24 protein-coding genes are annotated in these 25,072 nt (G+C 72.4%); 13 read left to right on the plus strand and 11 right to left on the minus strand.

Translation table 11 applies throughout. From position 1 onward, the window contains the following. The first annotated feature begins 134 nt into the window (after positions 1–134). The 3 genes from GGQ69_RS08300 (at position 135) to GGQ69_RS08310 (ending at position 4,755) form a co-directional block, all read left to right on the plus strand. On the plus strand, positions 135–1,871 hold the full coding sequence (locus GGQ69_RS08300) for a DEAD/DEAH box helicase (RefSeq protein WP_183526980.1): 1,737 nt from the start codon (positions 135–137) through the stop codon (positions 1,869–1,871). Between the two features lie 27 nt (positions 1,872–1,898). Continuing rightward, positions 1,899–2,768 (plus strand): site-specific DNA-methyltransferase, encoded by an 870-nt coding sequence (locus GGQ69_RS08305; RefSeq protein WP_183526983.1) that lies wholly within the window; start codon positions 1,899–1,901, stop codon positions 2,766–2,768. Positions 2,769–3,069: 301 nt separating this feature from the next. Next, positions 3,070–4,755: an ABC transporter ATP-binding protein gene (locus GGQ69_RS08310; RefSeq protein ID WP_183526986.1), complete on the plus strand. Its 1,686-nt coding sequence runs from the start codon at positions 3,070–3,072 to the stop codon at positions 4,753–4,755. 56 nt (positions 4,756–4,811) lie between these two features. Here the strand turns inward: GGQ69_RS08310 and GGQ69_RS08315 are convergent, their stop codons facing one another. Then, complete coding sequence (locus tag GGQ69_RS08315; RefSeq protein ID WP_183526989.1) at positions 4,812–5,660, minus strand: PHP domain-containing protein; 849 nt, start codon at positions 5,658–5,660, stop codon at positions 4,812–4,814. A gap of 34 nt (positions 5,661–5,694) precedes the next feature. On the opposite strand from GGQ69_RS08315, the gene GGQ69_RS08320 reads away from it, so the two are divergent. Next, on the plus strand, positions 5,695–7,266 hold the full coding sequence (locus GGQ69_RS08320; RefSeq protein ID WP_370577166.1) for an aminopeptidase P family protein: 1,572 nt from the start codon (positions 5,695–5,697) through the stop codon (positions 7,264–7,266). A 27-nt stretch (positions 7,267–7,293) separates the two neighbouring features. Here GGQ69_RS08320 and GGQ69_RS08325 read toward each other — a convergent pair whose 3' ends face one another. From GGQ69_RS08325 to GGQ69_RS08340, 4 genes are all read right to left on the minus strand, one after another. Then, the gene (locus GGQ69_RS08325) at positions 7,294–8,427 is read right to left on the minus strand and encodes a general stress protein (protein ID WP_183526992.1); all 1,134 of its coding nucleotides are present in this window, start codon (positions 8,425–8,427) and stop codon (positions 7,294–7,296) included. 96 nt (positions 8,428–8,523) lie between these two features. Next, positions 8,524–9,324, minus strand: coding sequence for an ABC transporter permease (locus GGQ69_RS08330; RefSeq protein ID WP_183528465.1), 801 nt, complete (start codon positions 9,322–9,324; stop codon positions 8,524–8,526). A 22-nt stretch (positions 9,325–9,346) separates the two neighbouring features. After that, positions 9,347–10,300, minus strand: coding sequence for an ABC transporter ATP-binding protein (locus GGQ69_RS08335; RefSeq protein ID WP_183526996.1), 954 nt, complete (start codon positions 10,298–10,300; stop codon positions 9,347–9,349). Next, positions 10,297–11,445 (minus strand): hypothetical protein, encoded by a 1,149-nt coding sequence (locus GGQ69_RS08340; protein ID WP_183526998.1) that lies wholly within the window; start codon positions 11,443–11,445, stop codon positions 10,297–10,299. The genes GGQ69_RS08335 and GGQ69_RS08340 overlap by 4 nt, the downstream gene beginning before the upstream one ends. 146 nt (positions 11,446–11,591) lie before the next feature. On the opposite strand from GGQ69_RS08340, the gene GGQ69_RS08345 reads away from it, so the two are divergent. Genes GGQ69_RS08345 through GGQ69_RS08355 form a run of 3 tightly spaced genes read left to right on the plus strand, consistent with a single transcriptional unit; the run spans position 11,592 to position 14,814 of the window. Then, a complete protein-coding gene (locus tag GGQ69_RS08345; protein ID WP_370577134.1) occupies positions 11,592–12,872 on the plus strand; it encodes a magnesium transporter MgtE N-terminal domain-containing protein in 1,281 nt (426 codons plus the stop codon). Then, a complete protein-coding gene (locus GGQ69_RS08350) occupies positions 12,872–13,630 on the plus strand; it encodes a DUF1003 domain-containing protein (RefSeq protein WP_183527001.1) in 759 nt (252 codons plus the stop codon). Before GGQ69_RS08345 ends, GGQ69_RS08350 begins: the two co-directional genes overlap by 1 nt. Next, positions 13,627–14,814, plus strand: a complete 1,188-nt coding sequence (locus tag GGQ69_RS08355) for an Mrp/NBP35 family ATP-binding protein (RefSeq protein WP_183527005.1) — start codon at positions 13,627–13,629, stop codon at positions 14,812–14,814. The genes GGQ69_RS08350 and GGQ69_RS08355 overlap by 4 nt, the downstream gene beginning before the upstream one ends. A 54-nt stretch (positions 14,815–14,868) precedes the next feature. Here the strand turns inward: GGQ69_RS08355 and GGQ69_RS08360 are convergent, their stop codons facing one another. Both GGQ69_RS08360 and GGQ69_RS08365 read right to left on the minus strand, forming a co-directional pair. After that, on the minus strand, positions 14,869–15,573 hold the full coding sequence (locus GGQ69_RS08360; RefSeq protein ID WP_183527007.1) for a twin-arginine translocase TatA/TatE family subunit: 705 nt from the start codon (positions 15,571–15,573) through the stop codon (positions 14,869–14,871). Positions 15,574–15,628: 55 nt separating this feature from the next. After that, positions 15,629–16,747 carry a zf-HC2 domain-containing protein gene (locus GGQ69_RS08365; RefSeq protein ID WP_183527011.1) on the minus strand — a complete coding sequence of 373 codons (1,119 nt, stop codon included), beginning with the start codon at positions 16,745–16,747 and terminating at the stop codon, positions 15,629–15,631. Between the two features lie 266 nt (positions 16,748–17,013). On the opposite strand from GGQ69_RS08365, the gene GGQ69_RS08370 reads away from it, so the two are divergent. Then, complete coding sequence (locus tag GGQ69_RS08370; RefSeq protein ID WP_183527014.1) at positions 17,014–17,664, plus strand: O-methyltransferase; 651 nt, start codon at positions 17,014–17,016, stop codon at positions 17,662–17,664. A 128-nt stretch (positions 17,665–17,792) separates the two neighbouring features. On the opposite strand, the gene GGQ69_RS08375 is transcribed toward GGQ69_RS08370, so the two are convergent. The 3 genes from GGQ69_RS08375 to GGQ69_RS08385 form a co-directional block, all read right to left on the minus strand. Further along, positions 17,793–17,963 carry a DUF3117 domain-containing protein gene (locus GGQ69_RS08375; RefSeq protein ID WP_083843390.1) on the minus strand — a complete coding sequence of 57 codons (171 nt, stop codon included), beginning with the start codon at positions 17,961–17,963 and terminating at the stop codon, positions 17,793–17,795. A gap of 107 nt (positions 17,964–18,070) precedes the next feature. Next, the gene (locus GGQ69_RS08380; RefSeq protein ID WP_183527017.1) at positions 18,071–18,424 is read right to left on the minus strand and encodes a DivIVA domain-containing protein; all 354 of its coding nucleotides are present in this window, start codon (positions 18,422–18,424) and stop codon (positions 18,071–18,073) included. Continuing rightward, positions 18,421–19,284: a TIGR00730 family Rossman fold protein gene (locus GGQ69_RS08385; protein ID WP_183527036.1), complete on the minus strand. Its 864-nt coding sequence runs from the start codon at positions 19,282–19,284 to the stop codon at positions 18,421–18,423. Before GGQ69_RS08385 ends, GGQ69_RS08380 begins: the two co-directional genes overlap by 4 nt. 149 nt (positions 19,285–19,433) lie before the next feature. On the opposite strand from GGQ69_RS08385, the gene GGQ69_RS08390 reads away from it, so the two are divergent. The 4 genes from GGQ69_RS08390 (at position 19,434) to GGQ69_RS08405 (ending at position 22,851) form a co-directional block, all read left to right on the plus strand. After that, complete coding sequence (locus GGQ69_RS08390) at positions 19,434–20,228, plus strand: amino acid ABC transporter ATP-binding protein (protein WP_324590023.1); 795 nt, start codon at positions 19,434–19,436, stop codon at positions 20,226–20,228. 73 nt (positions 20,229–20,301) lie between these two features. Next, complete coding sequence (locus GGQ69_RS08395; protein WP_183527039.1) at positions 20,302–21,177, plus strand: glutamate ABC transporter substrate-binding protein; 876 nt, start codon at positions 20,302–20,304, stop codon at positions 21,175–21,177. A 115-nt stretch (positions 21,178–21,292) separates the two neighbouring features. Beyond that, positions 21,293–21,967, plus strand: coding sequence for an amino acid ABC transporter permease (locus tag GGQ69_RS08400; RefSeq protein ID WP_183527042.1), 675 nt, complete (start codon positions 21,293–21,295; stop codon positions 21,965–21,967). Then, entirely contained in the window at positions 21,964–22,851 is an 888-nt protein-coding gene (locus tag GGQ69_RS08405) for an amino acid ABC transporter permease (protein WP_183527045.1), read from the plus strand. Before GGQ69_RS08400 ends, GGQ69_RS08405 begins: the two co-directional genes overlap by 4 nt. Before the next feature lie 25 nt (positions 22,852–22,876). On the opposite strand, the gene dapE is transcribed toward GGQ69_RS08405, so the two are convergent. Continuing rightward, positions 22,877–24,073, minus strand: a complete 1,197-nt coding sequence (gene dapE / locus GGQ69_RS08410; RefSeq protein ID WP_183527047.1) for a succinyl-diaminopimelate desuccinylase — start codon at positions 24,071–24,073, stop codon at positions 22,877–22,879. Between the two features lie 17 nt (positions 24,074–24,090). Between dapE and dapD the strand changes: the two genes are divergently transcribed. Continuing rightward, positions 24,091–25,068, plus strand: coding sequence for a 2,3,4,5-tetrahydropyridine-2,6-dicarboxylate N-succinyltransferase (gene dapD / locus GGQ69_RS08415; RefSeq protein WP_183527051.1), 978 nt, complete (start codon positions 24,091–24,093; stop codon positions 25,066–25,068). Positions 25,069–25,072: the final 4 nt, after the last annotated feature.

Below are 25,072 nucleotides of genomic sequence, written 5' to 3' on the forward strand. Positions count from 1 at the left end.
GGCTCCACCACAAGGACGCACGGCGTCCGGCCGATCCGCGCCGCCCCCACGTGTGGGCGAGCCGCCGGAGTGCACTCGCAGACAGTGCCATCGCACCGGGCCGACGTGCCTGAACGACGGGACCGAACTCCCCCATGACCCCTGAACACAAGATCGCCGCCGACAACGACATCGACACCGAGGACCTGGCCACGTCCTCCCTGGAGACCATCGACGTCGAGGACTCCATCGACATCACCGAGCCCAACGCGCCGCAGCCCGAGAAGTCCTTCGCCGACTTCAACGTGCGCGCCGACATGGTCGAGGCCCTCGCCGAGAAGGGCATCACCCACCCCTTCCCCATCCAGGCCATGACGCTGCCGGTCGCCCTGGGCGGGCATGACATCATCGGCCAGGCCAAGACCGGTACCGGCAAGACCCTCGGTTTCGGCCTGCCGCTGCTGCAGCGTGTCATCGGCCCGGACGAGGAGGGCTTCGACAGGCTGGCGGCCCCCGGTGCCCCGCAGGCCCTCGTGGTCGCCCCCACCCGCGAGCTCGCCAACCAGGTGGCAGCGGACATCACCGCCGCCGCCTCGAAGCGGTCCGTGCGCATCGCCACCATCTACGGCGGCCGGGCCTACGAGCCGCAGATCGAGGAGCTGCAGCGCGGCGTGGAGGTCGTGGTCGGCACCCCCGGCCGTCTGATCGACCTGATGCGCCAGCGGCACCTGAACCTGAAGCTGGTGAAGATCGTCGTCCTCGACGAGGCCGACGAGATGCTGGACCTGGGCTTCCTGCCGGACGTCGAGACCCTGCTGTCCGCGGTGCCCGAGGTCCGCCAGACCATGCTGTTCTCCGCGACCATGCCCGGGCCCGTGGTCGCCATGGCCCGCCGGTACATGACCCAGCCGACCCATATCCGCGCCGCGGACCCCGAGGACGAGGGCATCACCAAGAAGGACATCCGCCAGCTGGTCTACCGCGCTCACCACATGGACAAGGACGAGCTGGTGGCCCGCACCCTGCAGGCGGAGGGCCGCGGCAAGACCATCATCTTCACCCGCACCAAGCGCACGGCGGCCAGGCTCTCCGATGAACTGGAGAAGCGTGGCTTCGCCGCCGGGTCCATCCACGGCGACCTCGGCCAGGGCGCGCGCGAGCAGGCCCTGCGCGCCTTCCGCGGGGACAAGATCGACGTGCTCGTCGCCACGGACGTCGCCGCCCGCGGCATCGACGTGGACGACGTCACCCACGTGATCAACTTCCAGTGCCCCGAGGACGAGAAGACCTACCTGCACCGGGTCGGCCGCACCGGCCGTGCCGGCAACAAGGGCATCGCCGTGACCCTGGTGGACTGGGAGGACATGCCCCGGTGGACCCTGATCAACAAGGCCCTGGGGCTCGACGTCCCCGAACCGCCGGAGACCTACTCCTCCTCGAAGCACCTCTTCGCGGACCTCGGCATCCCGAAGGGCACCAAGGGCCGGCTGCCCCGGTCGCAGCGCACCAAGGCAGGCCTGGACGCGGAACAGCTCGAGGACCTCGGCGGCCCGGGCGCACCCCGTGGCGGCCGTGAGGGCGGCCGCGGACGCGGCGGACGGGACGGGTCCGACGACGGCCGGGGCCGTGGGCGTGGACGCTCCGGTGGCCGCGACACCGACCGCGGCGGACGGGGTGAGCGCACCGAGCGCGCGCCGCGCGAGGGCGAGCAGGGCACGGAGACCGGGGGCCGGCGTCGTGACGGCGCGGCGGCTGGGGCCGGTGCCGAGGGAGGCGAGCAGCGCGCGACCCGCAGCCGCGGCCGCAGCCGGACCCGCACGCGCCGGCGCAACGGCAACGTGGTCGCCGGGGGCGAGGCCGGCCAGTCCGGTGCGCAGCCCGAGGACCGCTGAGGTGCCGGTTGCGGATGATGCCCTGACGTGACGCATTTCGACCCCGAGGGCCCCGACCTCGTGGTGGCGGCGGAGAACCTCGAGTTCCTGCCGTCGCTGCCGGGCGGGGCCTTCACGGTGGTGTACCTCGACCCGCCGTTCAACACCGGACGGACCCAGCGACGGCAGCAGCTGACCACCGTGCGCGCCCCCGAGGAGGAGGCGGACCGGATCGGCTTCGGCGGCCGCGGGTACCGGACCATCAAGGGGGCGCTGGCCTCCTATGACGACGCCTTTGCCGACTACTGGGAGTTCCTGGAGCCGCGGTTGCGCGAGGCCTGGCGGCTGCTGGCCGAGGACGGGACGCTGTACCTGCACCTGGACTACCGGGAGGTGCACTACGCCAAGGTCATGCTGGACGCGATCTTCGGCCGGGAGTGCTTCCTGAACGAGATCATCTGGGCCTACGACTACGGCGGCCGGTCCAAGCGGCGCTGGCCGTCCAAGCACGACACGATCCTGGTCTACGTCAAGGACCCGGACGGGTACTGGTTCGACTCCGCCGAGGTGGACCGGGAACCGTACATGGCACCGGGTCTGGTCACCGCGGAGAAGGCCGCGCGGGGCAAGCTGCCCACCGACGTGTGGTGGCACACCATCGTCTCCCCCACCGGCAGGGAGAAGACCGGTTATCCGACGCAGAAGCCCCTGGGCCTGCTGCGCCGGATGGTCGCCGCCTCGTCCCGGCGCGGTGACTGGGTGCTGGACTTCTTCGCCGGCTCCGGGACGCTGGGGGCCGCGGCGGCGGAACTCGGGCGCCGGTTCGTCCTGGTGGACCAGAACCCCGAGGCGATCGAGGTGATGCGCCGTCGGCTGGCGCCGGCCACCGCCCATCTGGAGGTCCGCACCGAACCGTGAGACGGCCAGGGCCCTCCGCCCTCGACCGGAGGGCCCTGCCTCGTGTCCGGGCCGTGTGCGGCACGGGCACCGCACCCGTCCGCCGTGGTGCGCGACGGTCTGATGGTCCTCCACTCGTCTTCCACTTGCTTTGCGCCATCCCGCGCCCATCGGGACGGACGGCCATGGCGCCGTCCAGCGCGACGCTGATAGCTTCAGCGGCACCTCCCTCAAGGCCGGACGTGTCCACGGCGAGGGCCAGCCGAGCAAGGGTGCCTCAATCGGAGTTGGTTCGACCATGGTGATATGGAATGACGAGGATGTGGTCACACCGCCGTCTGGACCTCCCGTCTTCAGCGCCAGGAACCTGAAGGTCACCACGAAGGCCGGCGTCCAGCTGCTGGACGATGTCTCGATCACCGTCCCGTCCGGCACACTCGTGGGCGTCATCGGCCCGTCGGGTGCGGGAAAGTCGACGCTGCTGGGCGCGCTCACCGGGCTGCAGCCGGCGACGCGTGGACAGGTCACCTGGAACGGGCGGGACCTCTACACCGAGTACGCCCAGCTCCGGTTCCTGGTGGGACTGGTGCCGCAGGAGGATATCCTCCACCGCCAGCTCACCGTCCGCAGGGCGCTCCAGTTCGCCGCCCGGTTGCGCCTGCCTCCCGACATGCGCTCGGCGGAGCGGGACCAGCGGGTCGATGAGGTCCTCGCCGAGGTCGACCTGACGAGCCAGGCAGACCAGAGGATCGATTCCCTCTCGGGGGGCCAGCGCAAACGGACCTCGATCGCCCTGGAGCTGCTCACGGCACCGCGACTGCTGTTCCTGGACGAGCCCACGTCCGGACTCGATCCCGGCCTGGACAGGCAGGTCATGGAGAGCCTGCGGTCGCTGGCCGACTGCGACCGAGTGGTGCTGGTGGTCACCCACAGCGTCCTGGCCCTGGACGAGTGTGATCGCGTGCTCGTCCTGGCCCGGGGCGGACGCGTCGCGTTCTTCGGGCCGCCGGCAGAGGTGCTGCCCTTCTTCGGCGTGGACGACTACCCGTCGGCATTCGCGGCCCTGGAGGACGAGACCTGGGTGGACCGCAACGCACGGGCATCCGCCCATGACGCCTACGCGGGCAGGACCACCTCGGTCCAGGTGCCGGTCCCGGCGGCGGCTGCCCCGCCACCCCAGCGGGCGGCGCCGGCTCGCCAGCTGTGGACGCTCATCCGGCGGAACATCGCGGTGGTCGCCGCGGACCGGCTCTTCGTCATGCTCCTGATCGGCATGCCCATGCTGCTCGCGCTGATGGCACAGGCCTTCCCCGGCAGGGCCGGGCTGTCCCTGAGTGAGGCACAGGGTGACGTCAATCAGGTCCAGCAGCGCCTGGTGGTCCTCGTCGTGGGCGCCGCCCTGATGGGAACGGCGCTGTCCATCCGCGAGCTCGTCGGAGAGCGGCCGATCTACCGACGAGAGCGCGCCGTCGGACTCTCTCCGGCGGCATACCTGCTCAGCAAGGCCGTGGTGCTCGGCGTGCTGGTGGCCTGCCAGTGCGTGGTGTTCACCGTGCTCGCCCTCCTCGGCCTGCCGGGACCGGACGACGCCCTGCTCCTGGGCGACGGACGCGTGGAGGTCGCCGTGGCGATAGCGGCGGTCGGCGTGGCCATGGCCGTGGCCGCACTGGCCGTGTCCGGAGCCGTGACGTCAACGGAACAGACCATGCCCGCACTCGTCGCCATGGTGATGTCCCAGCTGATCCTGTGCGGCGGGCTGTTCCCACTGGCGGGACGCGATGGCCTCGAGCAGGTGTCCTGGTTGCTGCCCGCTCGCTTCGGCTATGCGGCGACGGCCGCGACGGTGGGCCTGCAGCAACCCCCCGCGCCCGGAATCGACCCGCTATTCGACCCCACGGCCGGACAATGGCTCATGGACCTGGGCCTGCTCGGGGTCCAGGCCCTGGCCTTCCTCGGCCTGGCGGCCTGGACGGTGCACGTGTCCGTGACCCGGAACCCCTGGCGCTGAGACAGGCGCCGATCTGCCCGTGAGCCCCCGGCGTCCTCCGCCGCCCACCGCAGGGGTCAGGGGTAGATGACCTCGGTGCCCGTGCCGCGCTCGATGATCTGCTGCACCACGGCCGCGTCGGTGGTGTGCTCCCCGATCCGGTTGGGCTTGCCGGCCCCGTGGTAGTCGGAGGAACCGGTGACGAACATCCCGTGCTGGCGGGCGAGCACGCGCAGCCAGCGGCGGGCGTCGTCCGGGTTGTCCCGGTGGTCGGCCTCCACCCCGGCCAGCCCGGCGTCGATCATCTCGCGGAACAGCTCCGTACCGACCACGCGCCCCCGCATGGAGGCCATGGGGTGGGCGAACACGGGCACTCCCCCGGCCGCCAGGACCAGCCGGACCGCGTCCACCGGGTCCGGGGCGTAGTGGCCCACGTAGTACTTGGAGCGCGGCGTCAGGATCGAGGTGAACGCCGCCGAGCGGTCATCCACCACGCCGAGGGAGACGAGCGCGTCGGCGATGTGCGGCCGGCCGATCGTGGCGTCCGGCGTGGAGTGGCGCAGCACGTGGTCCCACGTGATCGGGAAGTCCTCGGCCAGCCGGCCCACCATCCGCTGGGCCCGGGTGAGGCGGGAACTGCGGGACCGCTCGATCTCCGCGGACAGGTCCGGATCGTGGGGGTCGTGCAGGTAGGACAGCAGGTGCACGCTGATGCCGGTGTCCGAGACGCAGGAGACCTCCATGCCCGGGATGAGCACGATCCCCGAGGCCACCGCCTGGTCCGCGGCCTCGGCCCAGCCGGCCGTGGAGTCGTGGTCGGTCAGCGCCAGGCCGCTCAGCCCGGCCCTGGCCGCGGCGCGCACCACGGTGGCGGGCGGTTCGGTGCCATCCGAGATGTTGGAGTGCGTGTGCAGGTCGAACGGCATGACCACCAGCCTAGCCAACGCCGGGCGCAGTGCGATGATGGACGCCATGAGTGATGCACAGTCCCAGACCCCGGAGACCCCGGCCCACGACACCCAGCCCATCGAGGACCGCGTGAACAACCGGTCCCAGAAGCCGACCTCCGAGGCCTTCAAGGAGTTCATGGGCTCGAACTGGGCCCCGGCCGAGACCCCCCTGGTCATGCCGGACACCTCTGCGCCCTTCGCTGCCAAGCGCCGGGCGGCCCTGTCGGAGAAGTACCGGGGCGAGCGCATCGTCGTCCCGGCCGGTCCGCTGAAGGTCCGCTCCAACGACACCGACTACCGGTTCCGCGCCCACTCCGCGTTCGCCCACCTGACCGGGCTCGGGGTGGACCACGAACCGGACGCCGTGCTCGTGCTGGAACCGGTGGACCCGGGGACCGGCGACCACGGTTCGGACCACGAGGCCACCCTGTACTTCCGGCCGCTGGCCGGCCGTGACTCCGAGGAGTTCTACTCCAACGCCCGCACCGGCGAGTTCTGGATCGGTGCCCGCCCCACCCTCGGCCAGATGCAGTCCCGCACCGGCATCCGCACCTCCGACCTGTCCGGGCTGGAGGTCGCGGTCACCAAGAACGCCGGTGCGGTGGAGATCGGCGGGATCCGGATCCGCCTGCTGCGCGGCTCGGACCTGGACGTCGAGGCCCTGGTCGACACCTCGCGGATCAACACCGGCGTGGACCTGGAGGTCTCGGACGGCCTCGACGCCGAGCTGGCCGAGTTCCTCTCCGAGCTGCGCCTGGTCAAGGACGGCTGGGAGATCGAGGAACTGCGCGGCTCGGTCGCGGCCACCATCTTCGGGTTCGAGGACATCGTGAAGGTGCTTCCCGCGGCGGCCGGCCACGAGCGCGGTGAGCGCATCGTCGAGGGCGCGTTCTTCTCCCGGGCCCGCCTGGAGGGCAACGACCTGGGGTACGACACGATCGCGGCCTCCGGGAACAACGCCACCGTGCTGCACTGGATCCGCAACAACGGCGCGGTGCGGGACGGGGACCTGATCCTCGTGGACGCCGGCGTGGAGGCCGACTCCCTCTACACGGCGGACATCACCCGCACGCTGCCGGTCAACGGGACGTTCACGGACGTGCAGCGGAAGGTCTACCAGGCGGTGCTGGACGCCGCCGACGCCGCCTTCGAGGTCGTCAGGCCGGGCATCCGGTTCCGCCAGATCCACGAGACCGCCATGCGGGTGCTCGCCGAGCGCCTGCACGAGTGGGGCCTGCTGCCGGTCACGGTGGAGGAGGCGCTGTCCCCGGAGGGCCAGCAGCACCGTCGGTGGATGCCGCACGGCACCAGCCACCACCTCGGCCTCGACGTCCACGACTGTGCCCAGGCCAAGCGGGAGCTCTACCTCGACGGCGAGCTGCAGCCGGGCATGGTCTTCACCATCGAGCCGGGCCTGTACTTCAAGGCCGAGGACCTGGCCGTGCCCGAGGAGTACCGCGGCATCGGCATCCGCATCGAGGACGACATCCGTGTCACCGACGAGGGCGCCGAGAACCTCTCCGCCGCCCTGCCGCGCACCCCCGAGGCGATCGAGTCCTGGATGGCCGACCTCCAGCGCTGAGCCCCGCCCGTGACGGCCCGGCCGGTGTCAGGCCGGGTCGTCGTCGCGCGACGGAGGCTCGGTGTCCGGTCCGGCGCCGGGTTCCGTGCCGGTCTCGCCGGCAGGGCGCTCGGCGTGGCGGCCGTAGCGCGGCCGGGCGAAGCGTCCCTCCGTGGTGCCCGACGCCGGCCCGGTGCCCGCCGCGGTGTCCTCCCCCGCTGCAGGAACGGAGGGCGGCGCGGACGCGGTGCCGGACCCGGCATCGGGGGCGGGGCCGCCGTCGAGCGGGCGGTCCGGGTCCCGCCGCCGGCCGCTGCCGCGCCGGCCGTAGTCGGGGGCGGCGAAGGCCCCGGGGGTGCTGCCGGACCGGCCAGCGCCGGAATGGTCCTTCAGCATCTGCTCCCGCAGCGCCTGGGCCTGGTCCTCCGGCAGCCGGACGCCGTACTGGGGCCGGCCGTCGGGCAGGTCGGGGAAGTGATGGGTGCGGGCCGGAGCGGAGGCGGGCGTCGCCGCGGAGGCCGGAGCCGGGGCCGGCGCGGAGTCCGCCGTCGGGGCCGGCGGTGCGGAGGCCGGTTCCCGGCCGGTGCCGCCCGTCCCGGTGGGCGGGGTCGCCGGGCCGACCGGCGCCGTCGGGCCGGACGGAGCGGGGCCCGGCGGCTGCTGCGCGGGCGCCGGTGCGGGGGTGGGCGCCGGTGACGGCACCGGGGCGCCCCCGAGGATCTGGCGGGCCGTGGCCGCCGAGGCGAACTCGCAGACCACGTCGAAGCGGGCGGGCACGAGCTGCTGGACGGAGTCGAAGCCCTTGCCCTTGCGGATCGCGTGGCCGATGACCCCGAACAGCACCCAGATCCCGACGCCGAGGCCCACGGTGTAGAGCATCTGCGGACCCGTGCCGGCGGGGTCGATCAGGCTCATCAGGATGCCGAGCATCAGACCGAAGAACGCGCCCTGCAGGGCCGAGCGCAGGGCCACGGAGGCATAGGTCTGCCGGTGGCGGATCCGCTCGACCGTGCGCAGGTCGACACCGACGATCGAGACGGTCCGGACGTCGAAGTCCTGCTCGGCCAGCCGGTCCACGACTTTCCGGGCGTCCGCGTAGGAGTCGTAGGTGCCCAGCACCTCGCCACGGGGCAGGCCGCTGGCTGCCGGGTCGGAGGACGCGGGACCGAAGAGCATCGACATGGGTCCATTCTGCCGCTGACGACCTGGGCGGTCACCACGGGGCGCCGGTTCTCAGCCACCGGCGTAAGCAACGCGATGCCGGCCCCCGGCCCCCGGTCAGCTCAGCACGTCCTTCGTGGCGAACCTGCCGTAGGCCAGCGCGCCGAACACCAGCACGTAACCGGCCTGCAGCACCGAGTTGTCGACGAAGGAGTCCCAGAGCACCGGTTGGCGCAGCAGGTCCACGAAACCGGTCCAGTGCTCGGTGAACAGCCAGGGGTGCAGCCAGTCCAGCTGCGGCAGGGAACCGGCGATCTGGGCCGCCACCGCGAGCACGGCGATGGCCGCCATCACGCCCACCGGTACGTCCGAGAGCGTCGAGAGGAACAGCCCGATCGCCCCCAGCCCCAGCAGGGACACGGCCACGTAGGCGGCGATGAGGGCGATCCGCGCGTACGACGCCCCCAGGCCGAGGGTGTCCCCGGAGAGCAGCACGGCCGGCTGCACCCCGAACAGGACCAGGCCGACCAGCACCCCGGCCCCCGCGAGCACCAGCACCGCAGCGGCGCAGAACACCACGATGACCGCGTACTTGACGAGTAGCAGGCCGGCCCGCGACACGGGGGCCGTCAGGAGGTAGCGCAGGGTGCCCTGGGAGGCCTCGCCGGCGATCGAGTCCCCGGCGACCACCGCGACGGTCAGCGGCAGGAACAGCGGCACGCTGACGAGCAGCCCGACCACGGCCAGGAAGAGCCCGTTGCCGGCGACCTGGTCCAGGAACGCCGGCCCGCGGCCCCGCGGCGGGCCGGCGGAGACCCGCACGGCCAGCCCGATGAGGACCGGCACCGCGGCCAGCGCGGCGAACAGGGCCCAGGTACGCCGGCGCCGGAACAGCAGGTGCAGCTCCGAGGCGAGCATCCCACCGGCCCGCGCGGTGCGCTCAGGCAATGTCGAACCCCTCTCCCGTCAGCTGCACGAACCGCTCCTCCAGGCTCGTTCCCTCCACGCTGAACCCGCGCACGCCCACCCCGGAGGTGACCAGTGCGGAGACGATGTCCTCGGGAGGCGGCGTGTGCGGGCCCGTGGTGGCGCGCACGGTCCCGGCCCCGTCGGGCAGCGGGGACAGCCCCAGGCGGGCGAGCACCCGCCCGGCGGCCTCGGTGTCCCGGGTGTGCACCACCACCCGTCCGGCGGCGGTCCCGCGCAGTTCGTCCAGCGTCCCCTGCGCCACGAGCCTCCCGTTGCTCATGACCGCCGCGTGCGTGCAGACCTGCTCGACCTCGCTGAGCAGGTGGCTGGAGACGAACACCGTCAGCCCGGCCCCGGCCAGTGAGGCCACCAGGTGCCGCACCTCCCGTGTCCCCTGCGGGTCCAGTCCGTTGGTGGGCTCGTCCAGCACCAGCAGTTCGCGCTCGGCGACCAGGGCGCCGGCGATGCCGAGGCGCTGCTTCATGCCCAGGGAGTAGGCGTGCACGGCCAGCCGGGCGGCGCGCGAGAGCCCCACGCGCTCCAGCGCCTCCTCCACCCGCCGCGCCCGCGTGCGGGGATCGGAGGTGCGGTCCGCGGCGTCGAGGCGGACCAGGTTGGCCCACCCGGAGAGGTAGGGGTAGAACGCCGGTCCCTCCACGAGCGCCCCGACGCGCGGCAGGACCCGCAGGGCTGCCTGCGGCATCGGCTCCCCGAGCAGGCTGATGGTGCCGGAGGTCGGCGCGGCCAGGCCCAGCAGCATCCGGATCGTCGTGGTCTTGCCGGAGCCGTTGGGCCCCAGGAACCCGAACACCGCGCCGCGCGGGACGGTCAGGTCCACCTCGCGGACGGCATGACGCCTCCCGAACCGCTTGCTCAACCGGCGCGTGCGGATGACCGGGTCCGCGTCCGGGAGGGGGCCGTTCACTCCTCGCCGGTTCCGGCGGCGGCGACCTCCAGCAGCCGGTGCTGCGGCACCGGCCCCGCGAGCACCCGCCCGTCGTCCGTCAGCAGGACGTTCAGCAACGGCGTGCCCAGCACGCGTCCGCCCTCGACCTCCACGGCCAGGTCGTCCAGCAGCACCGAGCCGGCCGGTTCACCGGGGCCGGACCCGGCGGGCATCACCACGACGGCCTCCCAGCCGTCGCCGACGACCTCGCCCCGCGCCCGGTCCCCGGAGACCGGCCCCCGGTTCCCGTCCTCCCGGGCACCGGCGGCACCGGACCGCGGCTCGCAGTCCGGCAGGGCCTGCTCCTCCACCGTGGCCCCGGCGGGCGGCTCGAAGTCGAACAGGCCGGCGTCGGGCGCACCGGGGGTGAACTCCGTGAAGACGATGCTGACGGCCGGCTCGTCCTGGCCCACCGCGCGCACCTCGACGCCGAGCGGCATGCCGGTCTGGGCATCGACGTCGACCAGGACACTGTCCACGAGGGTCTGATCGGTGCGCGGGTCCAGGCGCAGGGTGTAGGCGTCCCGCCCGGAGTCGGCGGTGCCCTCCTCGACCGTGACCGTGCTGTGCACCTCGGCCCGGTCCAGCACGCGCTCGGCGACCCGCTCCGGGGTGGGCAGGGCCCCGTCACGCCGCCACGGGTCCATGGCCCCACCGTGCCCCGCACCGTCCCGGGGCACGGTGGCGTGGACGGCCCGGTCCTCGACGGAGTCGTAGTACCAGAGCTCGTCGTCGTTGCGGATGAGGTTCTTCTCCTCGGCCCCGTCCAGGATCTGCAGGCGCGACCGGTCGTGCCCGTCGGCGAAGACCCGGGCCTCGTGCGTGCCCGGCACCAGCGCGAGCAGTTCGGCCAGTCGTGCGTCCACGGCGCCGGTGTCCTGGGCCTCGGCGTCCCGGACGGCCTCCACGGGCAACTGCGGCAGGCCCAGCTCGACGCTGGCCGCCAGGCGGCCGGAGAAACCCTCGACCTCGTGCGAGGCGACCATCTCGAGCACGTCCTGGGGTGTCCTGTCCGGCAGGTCCGTCCGCGCGCCTGCCGCGATGGAGCCACCCGCCGCGAGCGCCGCGATCGTCGCGCTCACCGCCACGGCGGGAGTCCACTTCTTCCATGGGCCACGGTCCATAGCCACTCGTTCCCTGGGGCGGATATCCGTGCTCCTACGGTACGCCGCCCCGGCCGCCCTGACCATGGCCCGGGTGGGCGTGTCCCCGCCCTCGCCGGGCCCGGCCGCCCCCGGGCAGGCCGGCCCGGGCCGACTAGGCTGGAGGGGTGAGTGCCCCCAAGATCTTCGTCGCCCGGATGCTGGGCCTGGACGTGTTCGACCCGCTGGGCGACCGGCTGGGACGGATGCGCGACGCCGTCGTGACCGATCGCGGGCCCGGCCTGCCGCCGGTCGCGGTCGGCCTGGTCATCGAGGTGCCGGGCAAGAAACGGGTCTTCGTGCCGATGACCCGGGTGACCTCCATGGGCTCCGGTCAGATCATCACCACGGGGCTGATCAACCTGCGCCGCTTCGAACGCCGCGGGGCCGAGCTGATGGTCGCCGGGGACCTCTTCGACCGCAAGGTCACCCTGGCGGACGGGTCCGGGAACGCCATCCTGGAGGACCTGGGCCTGGAGCGGCAGCGCAACGGCGACTGGGTGGTCAGCGACCTCTACGTCCGCCGCGACGCCGGCCGCACGGCCTTCGGCCGGGCCCGCGGCGAGCACCTGCTCGTGGAATGGGGACAGGCCCGGTGGGCCGATCAGGCCGAGCCCCAGGGTGCCACCAGCTTCGTGGCCGCCCACGAGGACCTCAAGGCCGCCGACCTGGCGGACGTCCTGCACGAGATGACGGCCAAGCGCCGCGTGGAGGTTGCCACCGAGCTGCAGGACGACCGGCTGGCGGACGTGCTCCAGGAGCTGCCGGACGACGACCAGGTCGAGATCATCTCCCACCTGGACATCGAGCGCGCGGCCGACGTGCTGGAGGAGATGGACCCGGACGATGCCGCCGACCTGCTGCACGAGCTCTCCGACTCCCAGCAGGAGCTGCTGCTGGAGCTGATGGAACCCGAGGAGGCCGACGACGTCCGCCGCCTCATGGAGTACGAGGAGAACACGGCCGGTTCGGTGATGACGCCGGTGCCGGTGATCATGCCCCCGGAGGCGACCGTCGCCGATGCGCTGGCCAACATCCGCCAGCAGGAGTTCACCCCCGCGATGGCCTCCCTGGTGATCGTGGCCCGTCCCCCGCTGGAGACCCCCACCGGCCGCTACCTCGGCGTGGTGCACTTCCAGCGCCTGCTGCGCTACCCGCCGCCGGAGCCCCTGGGCAACCTGCTGGACAAGGACCTGGAACCGGTGTCCGACCTGCTGCCGCTGCCGGCCGTGACGCGCGAGCTGGCCACCTACAACCTGACCTGCATCCCGGTGGTCAACGAGCACCACCGCGTGGTGGGGGCCGTCACCGTGGACGACGTGCTGGACCACATCCTGCCCGAGGACTGGCGCAGCATGGACGACTCCGAGACCGAGGACGCACCGGCGGCGAGAGAGGAGGCCAGCTGATGGCAGAGAAGTCGACCGACCAGGTCCAGCGCCGGACCGGCCTGGAGACCCCGATGGGTGCCCGGGAGCGGCGTTGGCCGCGGCTGAGCCCGAACCCGGACGCGTTCGGCGAGGCCACCGAGGGGTTCGCCCGGTTCATGGGCACCCCGCAGTTCCTGCTGGCCATGACGATCTTCTGTGCCATCTGGCTGGTCTGGAACACGTTCTCCCCGGAGGCGTGGCGGTTCGACTCCGCCGCCCTGGGCTTCACCGCGCTGACGCTGGTGCTGTCCCTGCAGGCCTCCTATGCCGCCCCGCTGCTGCTGCTGGCCCAGAACCGGCAGGACGACCGGGACAAGGTGTCCCTGCGCGAGGACCGTGCGCGGGCCGAGCGCAACCTCGCGGACACCGAGTACCTCACCCGTGAGCTCGCCGGCTTGCGGATCGCCCTGCAGGACGTGGCCACCCGGGACTTCGTGCGCTCCGAGATGCGCGATGCGGTCGCCGAGATCACCGAGGAGCTCAAGGACCAGATGCGCGAGCAGGTGCGCGCCGAGCTGCTCGAGGAGTTGCGGCAGGGTCCCGACGACGGCGCCCCGTACCGGGGGTCCGGCACCGTGGCGCGGAAGAAGAAAAAGAAGAAGAACCGGCCGAGCCGGGAGGCCCGTGAGCGGATCGAGGGCGACGAGGACGGCGCACAGACCACGACGCTGGCGATCATCGCCGCGGAGGAGGCCGCCGTGGACACCGAGACCAGCAAGGACGACACCACCGCATGACAGACACCCCCGAACTCACCACGCCACTGGAACGGGCCGCCTGGGAGCGACTGGGCTCCGTCCTGGATCCCGAGCTGCGGCGCCCCGTCACCGAACTGGGCATGGTCGCCTCCGTCACCGAGGGCGGTACCGGGCGTCCGGTCGAGGCACTCGCCACCAGCCCGCAGGCCGACTCCCCCGGGCACCTGACGATCGGCATCCGCCTGACCATCGCGGGCTGTCCGTTGCGGGACACCATCACCGGGGACGTCGAGCGGGCCCTGGACGGGCTGCCGGGATGCTCGGGCTCCGAGGTCGTCATGACGGTGATGACGCCCGAGCAGCGAGCCGCCCTCAAGGACCGGCTCACCGCCGGGCGACCGGCCAACCCCTTCGGCCAGTCCACCCTGACCCGCGTCTACGCGGTGGCCTCCGGCAAGGGCGGGGTGGGCAAGTCCACCGTCACCGCCAACCTGGCCACCGCGCTGGCCGCCCGCGGCCTGGCGGTGGGACTCGTGGACGCGGACATCCACGGCTTCTCCATCCCCGGGTTGCTGGGGACCGCGGAGCGCCCCACGCGCGTGGACGAGATGATCCTGCCCCCCGTCGCGCACGGCGTGAAGGTCATCTCCATCGGGATGTTCCTGGACACCGACCGCCCGGTCGCCTGGCGCGGACCCATGCTGCACCGGGCCCTGGAGCAGTTCGTGACGGACGTGTACTGGGGGGACCTCGACATCCTGCTCGTGGACCTGCCCCCGGGCACCGGTGACATCGCCATCTCCGCCGCTCAGCTGATGCCCACCTCCGAGCTGCTCGTGGTGACCACCCCGCAGCAGGCGGCGGCCCAGGTGGCGGCGCGCTCGGGGGAGCTGTCCGAGCAGACCGGCCAGCAGGTGGCCGGAGTGGTGGAGAACATGGCCGCGATGACCCTGCCGGACGGCACGGTGCTCGACCTCTTCGGCAGCGGCGGCGGCCGGCTCGTGGCCGACCGGCTCTCGGCCGCGCTGGGCCAGCCGGTCCCGTTGCTGGGCTCGGTCCCGCTGGACCCCGTCCTGCGCCGGGACGGCGACGGCGGCACCCCCGTGGTCCTGGCCCATCCCGGCTCGGCGGCCGGCACCGAGCTGCGGCGCATCGCCGACGCACTGGCCGTCCGCCCGCGTGGACTCTCGGGGGTGCGGCTGCCGGTCAGCCCGCGGGACTGATCCGGGACCGCACCCGGAGGCCCCGGCGCGCGGTCCCGGTGCCCGGGCGCCCGATCAGGTCGCCTCGGCGTCGAAGGGTGCCGGGCGGGCCGCCGCGGGCGGGCCGGCCGGCTCGGCGCCGACCGCGTCCGCCCCGGCCTCGACCGCCACGGCGCCGTCCGCAGCCGGGGCCGGAGCAGCCCCCTCCCTCGCCGCGGCGCCGGGGGCAGCCGGCACCGCGGGGGTGCCGGCCGGAGTGGGGGCCTCGATCGCCGCGGCGTCCCGGTCGTCCGGGGCCGATGACCCGGCGCCGCTCGGCGACGAGGTGGTGCGACGTGCGGCGGAGGAGCCGAAGAACAGTGCCCGGGGATCCATCTCCTTCAGGTCCTCGCGGAGGGCATCGCGTTCGGAACGGACGGCGTCCAGGTCGTTCCGCAGGGTCTCGCGGGTGTCCGGCGGGGTCCTCGCCGCGGTCGATCCGGTGCCCGTCCCGGAGGCCCGGCGGTCCGTCCCGGGATCGTCGACCGGGTCGGCGAGGGCCTCGCGGATGATGCGCCGCGGGTCGTACTGGCGGGGGTCGTAGCGCCGCCAGTCGATCTCGTCGAAGTCGGTCCCGGTCTCGTCCTTGAACTGGACCTTGGCCCCTTCGGCCATGCGCCGCAGGGTGCGGATCCACTCGGTGAGCTTGCGCGTGTACTCGGGCAGTTTCTCCGGGCCGAGCACCAGGACGGCCAGGATGATCAGGATGATCAGTTCTGCACCGTTGATTCCGAAGGTCACGGGACCCCAGACTACCCGAGCACCGGGGGCCGCCCGCGACTGCCTCGGCCCGGCGTCACCGGCGTTGCGGCTCCGTCCCGTCCGTCCCGTCCGTCCACGGGAGGATTCGCTCGAAGCCCCGCGCCAGCCGGTCGCCCGGGGATTCCGGTGCGGCGCCGCCCTGCACGCGCGAGCGCTCCGAGATGACCACCATGGACATCACCCGCGGGGCACTCTCGACCGGCAGGTCCGAGTTCACGGTGTACCCCGCCTGGGAGGTGGCCAGTGCGGCGGTCCAGGAACCGTCGGCGTGCTCGCGCAATTGCATGTCCAGGCCGACCGGCAGCCGGACGACGTCTGCGCCCGTCCAGGACAGCGGCCCGGTGACCGGCGCCGCCGCCCGTTCCGCCGCGGGACCGCTGCGCAGGTCCCAGCCGACCGGGCAGGACGGTACCGGTTCTGCGTCCGGCAGGGTGCGGCACTCGTGGAACTCGAGGGTGTGTCCGGCACCGGTCAGGGTCATCACCACCTCGGTGAAGCCCTCCCCGCGCTGCCAGCCGGTCGACGTGGCGGGCATCCCGAGCCCGTGGAACGTCGGTACGTTCCAGCCCGCCTGGCGCAGGTCGGTCACCATCGAGGGCGTCAGCGTACCCGCCGTGTCCGGGGTGATGCCGGCCGCCGAGGACAGGATCGAACCGGCAGGTGCGCGGTCCGGCACCGGTGACACGGACGCGGCACCCGAGGACGCACCGGACATCGACGCGGCGGCCGAGCGGCCCACGTCGGCCTCGGGGACCGGGGAGGAGTCCCCGGCGAAGGACAGGAACTGGAACTGGCCGGCCTGCGGGTCCCGGGCCTCCGGGTCACCGGCGACCCACGCCGACATCAGGACACCGGAGGTGAGCAGCCCCACCGCTCCGAGACCGAGCACGACCTTCCAGCCGGCCACTCCGTCGCGGCGCTCCAGCACGGGGACGCACCGCTGCCCGGCACCCTCCGGGCCGGACGGGTCAGACGACGGCCCGCGAACCGGTCCGAGGGATGACGCGGCGCGCAGGATGCGTTCGCGCTGACCGACCTCGCGGCGGCAGTCCGAGCAGTCCGCCAGATGGGCGGAGACGCGCGCGCGGGAATACGGGGTCAGGGCGCCCTCGATGAAGGAGTCCAGACGGCTCCGGGGATGCAGGACGGCCATCAGCCCTCGTCCGTCCCTCCGGCGGGCATTCCCGGGGAGGAGATGGAGGCACTGGGGCCGGAAACGCGGGGGCCGGAACGGCTGTCATGTGTGGTGGGAGGGGTGGTGCAGTCGGTGGGGATCACGGCCGACGACTCCTTTCCGTACCCGACCAGTGTGCCCCGTCTTTCTGGGAGGAGCCTGAGCACAGGCCCAGGTCGCCGTAGACTGGGGTGCCGCGACTGACGACAGGACGCCGGAACCGACGACAGAATCGAGCCCGCCCCATGAAGGCCCTGAGCCCCCATCAGACGGACAAGCATGCCAGCTGGGCCTTCGCCGAGTCGCGTCCGGACGAGGACGAGGTCATGCTGCGGGCCCGCGAGCGCTCGGCAGACCTGGGCATCGTCCCGGTGAGCGAGGGCACCGCCGCCCTGTTGACCGTGCTGGCGGCCACCCGGTCCCCCGCCACCCTGGTGGAGATCGGCACCGGGGCCGGGGTGTCCGGTCTCGCCCTGATGCGCGGGCTCGTCCGCACCTCCATGCTGACCACGATCGACCCGGATGCCGAGGCGCTGCGGGCCGCCCGCGAGGCCTTCGCCGACGGCGGGTTCCCGGCCAACCGGACCCGGATGATCACCGGCCGGGCGCGCACCGTGGTGCCGCGGCTGACCAGCCGGTCCTACGACATGGTGTTCCTCGACGCGGACAAGGCGTCCCTCGTCTTCCACGTGGAGCAGTCCGCGCGGCTGCTGCGTCCGGGCGGGCTGCTGGTGGTCAACGACGCGCTGGACCAGGACCGGGTCCCCAAGCCCGCGGTGCGGGAGGCCTCCACCGTGGCCGCCCGGGAGGCCGGCAAGCTCCTGCGCGACGAGGAGCAGTGGTTCTCCGCCCTCGTCCCGACCGGTACCGGCGTGCTGGCGGCCGTCCGGCGCTGACCGCCGGAGCGGCACTGCCCCGGTACACCGGCGCTCCCGGCGCTCGCCATCATGCACGAGACCCCCGGACCCGCCGTGCGGCGGGGATCCGGGGGTCTCGTGCGATACCGGTGTCACGAGGCGGGACGTCAGCCCTCGGTGACCCCGACGAGGCACTCCTTGAGCGAATTGGCCTCCTCGTTGTTGAGCTCGAGGACCAGTCGTCCGCCGCCGTCGATCGGCACGCGCATGATCAGGCTTCGTCCCTCCTTGGTCACTTCCATGGGACCATCCCCGGTACGAGGCTTCATGGCTGCCATCTGTGTTCCCTTCTCAACTGCGGGTCCCGTGTCGCGCTGGGGCCGCACGATAGTTCGTGCGACCGGCACCCGAGGGGAGCCGGTCGCAGAGCGCTTGACATCCCCTATTATTCCGGATTCGGCGCGGTGCCGCTAATCACACCGGCAGGACCGCCGATGTCAGGCCCGTCCTGCGCCTGCCGCCGCAGCGCGGTGATCTCGGCGTCCCGATCCGCCAGCGCTGACGCGAGCCGCTGCAGGGTCTCGTCCACCTGGTCCATCCGGTAGCCCCGCAGCGCCGGTGAGAAGCGCAGGCGGTCGACGTCGGCCGCCTCCGGGTCCGCCGGCAGCAGCACCGGGGGCAGGGTCCGGACCGGCTCGGCCAGCGGCCGGGCGAAACCGGTGCGCCCGGCGAGGGCGAGGGCGATCAGGCCCACCACGACGACGGCCGCCACCAGGACCAGCACCACGGGCACGGTCACTGCGGGTCACCGTCGGCCGGGCCGCCCTCGCCCAGGCCGTCGTCGGTCACGTCGCGCCCGGCCAGGCGGTCCGGCCAGCGGGACACGGGCACCGTGGTCAGCACCAGCTCCACGGCCTCCTCAGGGGTGTCCGCCACGCGCAGCAGGTCCACGTCGTCCTCCGCGATCATCCCGCGGGCGACCAGGGTGTCCCGGATCCACGCCACGAGCGGCGTCCAGTACTCCCGGTCCAGCAGGACCACGGGGAAGGCGGTGACCTTGCCGGTCTGGACCAGGGTCAGCGCCTCGAAGAGCTCGTCCAGGGTGCCCATGCCACCGGGGGCCACCACGAAACCCTGGGAGAACTTCACGAACATGACCTTGCGGACGAAGAAGTAGCGGAAGTCGATGCCCAGGTCCACCCAGTCGTTCAACCCCTGCTCGTGGGGCAGCTCGATGCCCAGCCCCACGGAATGCCCGCCGCCCTCCTTGGCCCCCCGGTTGGCGGCCTCCATCACCCCGGGCCCGCCACCGGTGATGACCGTGAAGCCGGCCTCGGCCAGCCGTCGGCCGACCTCCCGGGACTGCTCGTAGTCCGCCTCGCCGGGCCGGGCCCTGGCCGAGCCGAACACGGAGATGGCCGGGCCCAGGGTCGCCAGCGAGCCGAAACCCTCCACGAGCTCGCCCTGCATGCGCATCACCCGCCAGGTGTCCCGGGCGATCGACTCGGTGCTCCGCCGTCCGGAGGAACCCGCCTGACGCTGGCGGGAGTCCAGCAGCATCTGGTCGAACGTCGGCGCCGAGGCGTCGGCGCCGCGCAGCGTCTGGGGACCGCGCCGGACCTCCGGTCGCGGCCGCCGGTCGTCGGAGTTCTGTGACATGGGACCACACTAGTCGGCGGGGCCTCCGGACCCGGTAGCCCCCCCCGGACGGGAAAGTGTTGTTTCAGTTCCGCAACGATGGTGTTAAACCACCATGAACCACCCACGTCACCTGACGGGCGGCGTCGTTCTCCGCTAGTCTCGTCGCCATGACGCAGACCACACCGCCCCCAGCGGATCCCCCCGCGGCGGACAGCACCGGCACCCGGATCCTGGTCGAACTGGAGAACGTCAACAAGCACTTCGGGTCGTTCCAGGCGCTCACGGACATCAACCTGACCATCCCGGAACGGCAGGTGGCGATCGTGCTGGGCCCGTCCGGGTCGGGCAAGTCCACCCTGTGCCGCACCATCAACCGCCTGGAGACCATCGACCCGGGCGGGACGATCCGCATCGACGGCAAGCCCCTGCCCGAGGAGGGCAAGGCGCTGGCGCGGCTGCGCGCCGACGTCGGGATGGTGTTCCAGTCCTTCAACCTCTTCGCCCACAAGTCGATCCTGGAGAACGTCACCCTGGGCCCGATCAAGGTCAAGGGCGTGAAGAAGGCCCAGGCGGAGAAGGACGCCATGGGGCTGCTCGAACGCGTCGGGGTGGCCCAGCAGGCCCGGAAGATGCCGGCCCAGCTCTCCGGCGGCCAGCAGCAGCGCGTGGCCATCGCCCGCGCCCTGGCCATGAAGCCCAAGGTCCTGCTCTTCGACGAGCCGACCTCGGCCCTGGACCCGGAGATGGTCCAGGAGGTGCTCGACGTCATGGTCCAGCTGGCCCGCGAGGGCATGACCATGGTGGTGGTGACCCACGAGATGGGCTTCGCGCGCAAGGCCGGGGACCGGGTGCTGTTCATGGACGAGGGCAAGGTCCTGGAGGACACCGATCCCGAGTCCTTCTTCACCCGCCCCCAGCACCCCCGCGCCAAGGACTTCCTCGGCAAGATCCTCACCCACTGAACCCGGGCGAACGCACCGCTCGCCCACCCAGACCACCCGTCGCACCGACATCATCACCGTCCCTGGAGGAACCATGCGCAAGAAGTACATCTCCGTCGCCGCCCTGGCCGCGTCGGCCGCCCTCGCCCTGTCCGCCTGCTCGCCCTCCTCCACGGACAACGGCGGCGGTGAGACCGGCGGCGGTGAGACCCAGGGCGGTGGCGAGACGGTCCGCATCGGCATCAAGTTCGACCAGCCCGGCCTCGGCTTCCGCGAAGGCTCCGGCGACCCGACCGGCTTCGACGTGGACGTCGCCAAGTACGTGGCCGGGGAGCTGGGCTACGCCGAGGGGGACATCGAGTGGATCCAGACCCCCTCGGCCAACCGGGAGAACGCCCTGGAGGGCGGCGAGGTCGACATGATCTTCGCCACCTACTCCATCACCGACGAGCGCGCCGAACGCGTGGACTTCGCTGGCCCGTACTTCGTGGCCGGCCAGGACCTGCTGGTGCGCCAGGACGACACCGAGATTACCGGTCCGGAGGCGCTGAACGGCAAGAACCTGTGCTCCGTCACCGGGTCCACCTCGGCCCAGCGGATCAAGGACGAGTACGCCGAGGGCGTGAACCTGGTCGAGCAGGGCGGGTACGCCGAGTGCGTGACCTACCTGGAGTCCGGCCAGGTGGACGCCGTCACCACGGACGACATCATCCTCGCCGGCCTGGCCGCCACCCCCGAGAACTCCGGCAAGTTCAAGGTGGTCGGCAACGCCTTCACCACCGAACGCTACGGCGTGGGCATCCCCAAGGGCTCGGACCAGTGCCAGGCCATCAACGACGCCATCACCAAGATGAAGGACGAGGGCGCCTGGGAGGAGGCCCTGACCACGAACACCGAGGGGACGGGCTACACCCCCGACGAGACGCTGAACAACGGCCCCGACGCCGAGCTGGTGTCCTGCGAGGCCTGAGCCGCCGCGCCGCGCGACTGAACCGCGGCACTGAGACGGCGGCGGCACGGCCCTCGGGCCGCTCCGCCGCCGTCGTCGGCCCCACCCCTCCGTCCGCTCCAGGGACAGGAACCCCATGAACGGCTTTCTTGAACTCTTCGCCGAGTACGACATCATCGGCGCCTTCTGGATGAACATCCGGCTGACCATCCTCGCGGCCATCGGCTCGTTCGCGCTGGGCACCGTGCTGGCCGTGTTCCGGATCTCCCCCGTGGGCTCGCTGCGGGCCATCGGCACCTCCTACGTGAACGTGGTGCGCAACACCCCGCTGACGATCATCATGGTGCTCGGCGTGCTGGCCGTGTGGGGCCAGCTGAAGATCACGTTCTCCTCGGACTTCGAGCTCAACTTCTTCATCTACGCCGTCATCGCGCTGTCGATCTACCACGCGGCCTTCGTGTGCGAGGCCATCCGCTCGGGGGTCAACACGGTCCCCCAGGGCCAGGCCGAGGCCGCCCGCGCCATCGGCCTGAGCTTCCTGCCCGCCGCCCGGGTGGTCGTGCTCCCCCAGGCCCTGCGCGGGGCCATCACCCCCCTGGGCAACACCCTGATCGCCCTGACCAAGAACACCACGGTGGCCGCGGCCGCCTCCGTGGCGGAGGCCTCCGGACTGATGAAGACCATGATCGAGTTCAACCCCAACCTGATGGTCTCCATCTTCCTGACCATCGCGATCGGTTTCTGCATCATCGTGATCCCGATGGGCCTGCTGACCACCTGGCTCTCCGACAAGCTGGCGGTGGCCCGATGAGAACCCAGGCCACCGTCCTCTTCGACGCCCCGGGCCCCAGGGCCCGGCGCAACATCCTGCTCTCCAACGCCGCGGCCCTGGTGCTCGTGCTGGTCATCGTGGTGCTCGTGCTGATCCAGCTCAACGAACAGGACCAGCTGGCCCCGGAGAAGTGGGCCAACGCCCTGAACGCCAACGCCTGGGCCAACTACTACCTGCCCGGGCTGAAGTTCACCCTGCAGGCCTCCGGGATCGCCGTGGTCACCGCCATGGTCTTCGGGCTGATCTTCGGCTTCATGCGCCTGGCCCCGTTCGGCCCGATCCGCTGGATCGCCGGCGTGGTGGTCGAGTTCTTCCGCGCCGTGCCGGTGCTGGTGATGATGTTCTTCCTGTACTTCTTCTTCTCCCGCATCGTCGCCCCCTCGGGACTGATCGCCTCCGCGGACGCCGCGTACTACGGGGTGATCGTCGGGCTCACCGTCTACAACGGGGCCGTGATCGCCGAACTGGTCCGCTCCGGGGTGAAGTCCCTGCCCAAGGGACAGCGCGAGGCCGCCGCCGCCGTGGGGATGACCAACAACCAGTCCCTGCGCCTGGTCGAGGTCCCCCAGGCCCTGACCGCGATGCTGCCCTCACTGCTGAGCCAGTTCGTGGTCATCATCAAGGACTCCGCCCTGGGCTACCTGATCGGCTTCTACGAACTGCTGCAGTACTCCCGCCAGCTCGGCTCGGGCTACTCCAACATCCTGCAGACCCTCGTGGTGGCCGCACTGATCTTCATCGTCATCAACTTCATCCTCACCTGGCTGGCCTCCAAGCTCGCCGGACGGCTCTCCTCCCGCACCGGCGGGGACACCGCACCGGTCACCTCCACCACCATGGGCCCAGCACTCTCGGTCAGGTAGTCCGGGCGGGTGGCGGTCCTGGGTGTCAGCGGCCGTCGGACTCCGGCACGAGCCAGCGACGCAGCGCCCCCAGGCACGCCCGCACCGCGCCGGCGGTGACGTGCTCGTCGTCCGCGTGGGCCAGCAGGGCGTCCCCCGGCCCGAAGTTCACGGCCGGCACCCCCAGCTCGGAGAAGCGGGCCACGTCCGTCCAGCCGTACTTGGGCATCGGTACCCCGCCGACGGCGGCGACGAAGGCCGCCGCCGCGGGGTGGTCCAGGCCGGGGCGGGCCGCGGGCGAGGCGTCCGTGACCTCGACGGCCTCCGGGGAGATGCCGGCGCGGGCCAGGACCGCGTACACGTGCTCGTGCGCCTGCTCGACGGTCTTGTCCGGGGCGAACCGGTAGTTGACCTCCACGGCGCAGGAGTCGGGCACGACGTTGCCCGCGGTCCCGCCGTGGATCCGCACCGCGTTCAGCCCCTCCCGGTAGTCCAGGCCCTCGACCATGACCGTGGCCGGCTCGTAGGCGGCCAGCACCGTCAGCAGGGGGGCGGAAGCGTGGATCGCGTTGACCCCGCGCCAGGACCGGCCCGTGTGGGCGGCGACGCCCGGCACCGTCACGAGGTACCGGCTGGTGCCGTTGCACCCTCCCTCCACCACGCCGTCGGTGGGTTCCAGCAGCACCGCGAAGTCGGCCTCCAGCAACGCGGGCGCCTGCCGGGCGATGCGGCCCAGGCCGGACCGCGCCGCCTCGACCTCCTCGTGGTCGTAGAACACCCAGGTGACGTCCCGCGCGGGACGGGGGCCGGCGTCGCGCCCCAGGAGCCCGGCCAGTGCCAGCTGGACGGCCACTCCGCCCTTCATGTCCGTGGCGCCGCGTCCGTAGAGCACGTCCCCGTCGGCCGGCACGGCCGCCACGGTCCCGACGCCGGTCGCCGGCTCCCAGCGCGAGGGCACCGTGCCCCGGGCACCGGGGACGGTGGGCAGCGGGACGGTGTCCAGGTGACCGGCCAGCACCACCCGGGAGTCCAGCCCGAACTCGGTGCGGGCCACCACCGCGTCACCGATGCGCTGCACGCTCAGGGCCGGCAGGGCCCGCAGCGCCTCCTCGACGGCGTCCGCCAGCAGGGTCTCGTGGTCGGACACGGAATGGATGTCCAGCAGCTCGGCGGTCAGCAGGGCCACGTCGAGGTCGAGAGGGGGCAGGACGGGCGCGGTGGTGACCGGGAGGGAAGAATCCATGCCAGTAGGATATTCCCATGGACTCCAACCCCTCCCAGCCCGGCGCCACCCTGACCACCCCACGGACGGCCTCCGGCCTCGGACTGGCGACCTTCGCCGCGGACGGCACCGTCCTGGACGCCTGGTTCCCGGCACCGGCGCTGGGCCCGGCGGCCGACGTGGACAGCTCGATGACCGGGGCCCTGGAGTCCGTCGCCCGCGCCGACGCAGACCGGGGCACCACCCAGCGGGTCGTGACCGTGGAGTCGGACCTGGACTCCGCGCCCGTCGACACCCTGGACTCCTGGCTGCGGCTGCACCTGCTGTCCCACCGCCTGGCGGCCCCCAACACCCTCAACCTGGACGGGATCTTCGGCACCCTGGCCAACGTGGTCTGGACCAGCGCCGGTCCCTGCTCGACCGACGGCTTCGAGGCGACCCGGCTGAAGCTGCGCGCCCGCGGCCCCGTGGCGGTGTACGGCGTGGACAAGTTCCCGCGGATGACGGACTACGTGCTCCCCTCCGGGGTCCGGATCGCCGACGCCGACCGGGTGCGGCTCGGAGCCCACCTGGCCGCGGGCACGACCGTGATGCACGAGGGCTTCGTGAACTTCAACGCCGGCACGCTCGGCGCCTCCATGGTGGAGGGCCGGATCTCGGCCGGTGTGGTGGTCGGTGACGGTTCCGACGTCGGCGGCGGGGCCTCCATCATGGGCACCCTCTCCGGCGGTGGCACGCAGCGCATCGTCATCGGTGAGCGCGTACTGCTGGGCGCCAACGCCGGCGTGGGCATCTCCGTGGGCGACGACTGCGTGGTGGAGGCCGGACTGTACGTGACCGCCGGGACCCGGGTGACCGTGAAGCAGGACTCGGGGACCGAGTCCGTGGTCAAGGCGCTGGACCTGTCCGGGGTCCCGAACCTGCTGTTCCGCCGCGACTCCTCCACCGGCCAGGTCCAGGCCCTGCCCCGGGCCGGGCAGACCGTCGTGCTCAATGACGCGCTGCACGCCAACTGACGCC

Origin of the sequence: Micrococcus sp. TA1, from assembly GCF_014199555.1 — a bacterium.
Lineage (GTDB): Bacteria > Actinomycetota > Actinomycetes > Actinomycetales > Micrococcaceae > Citricoccus.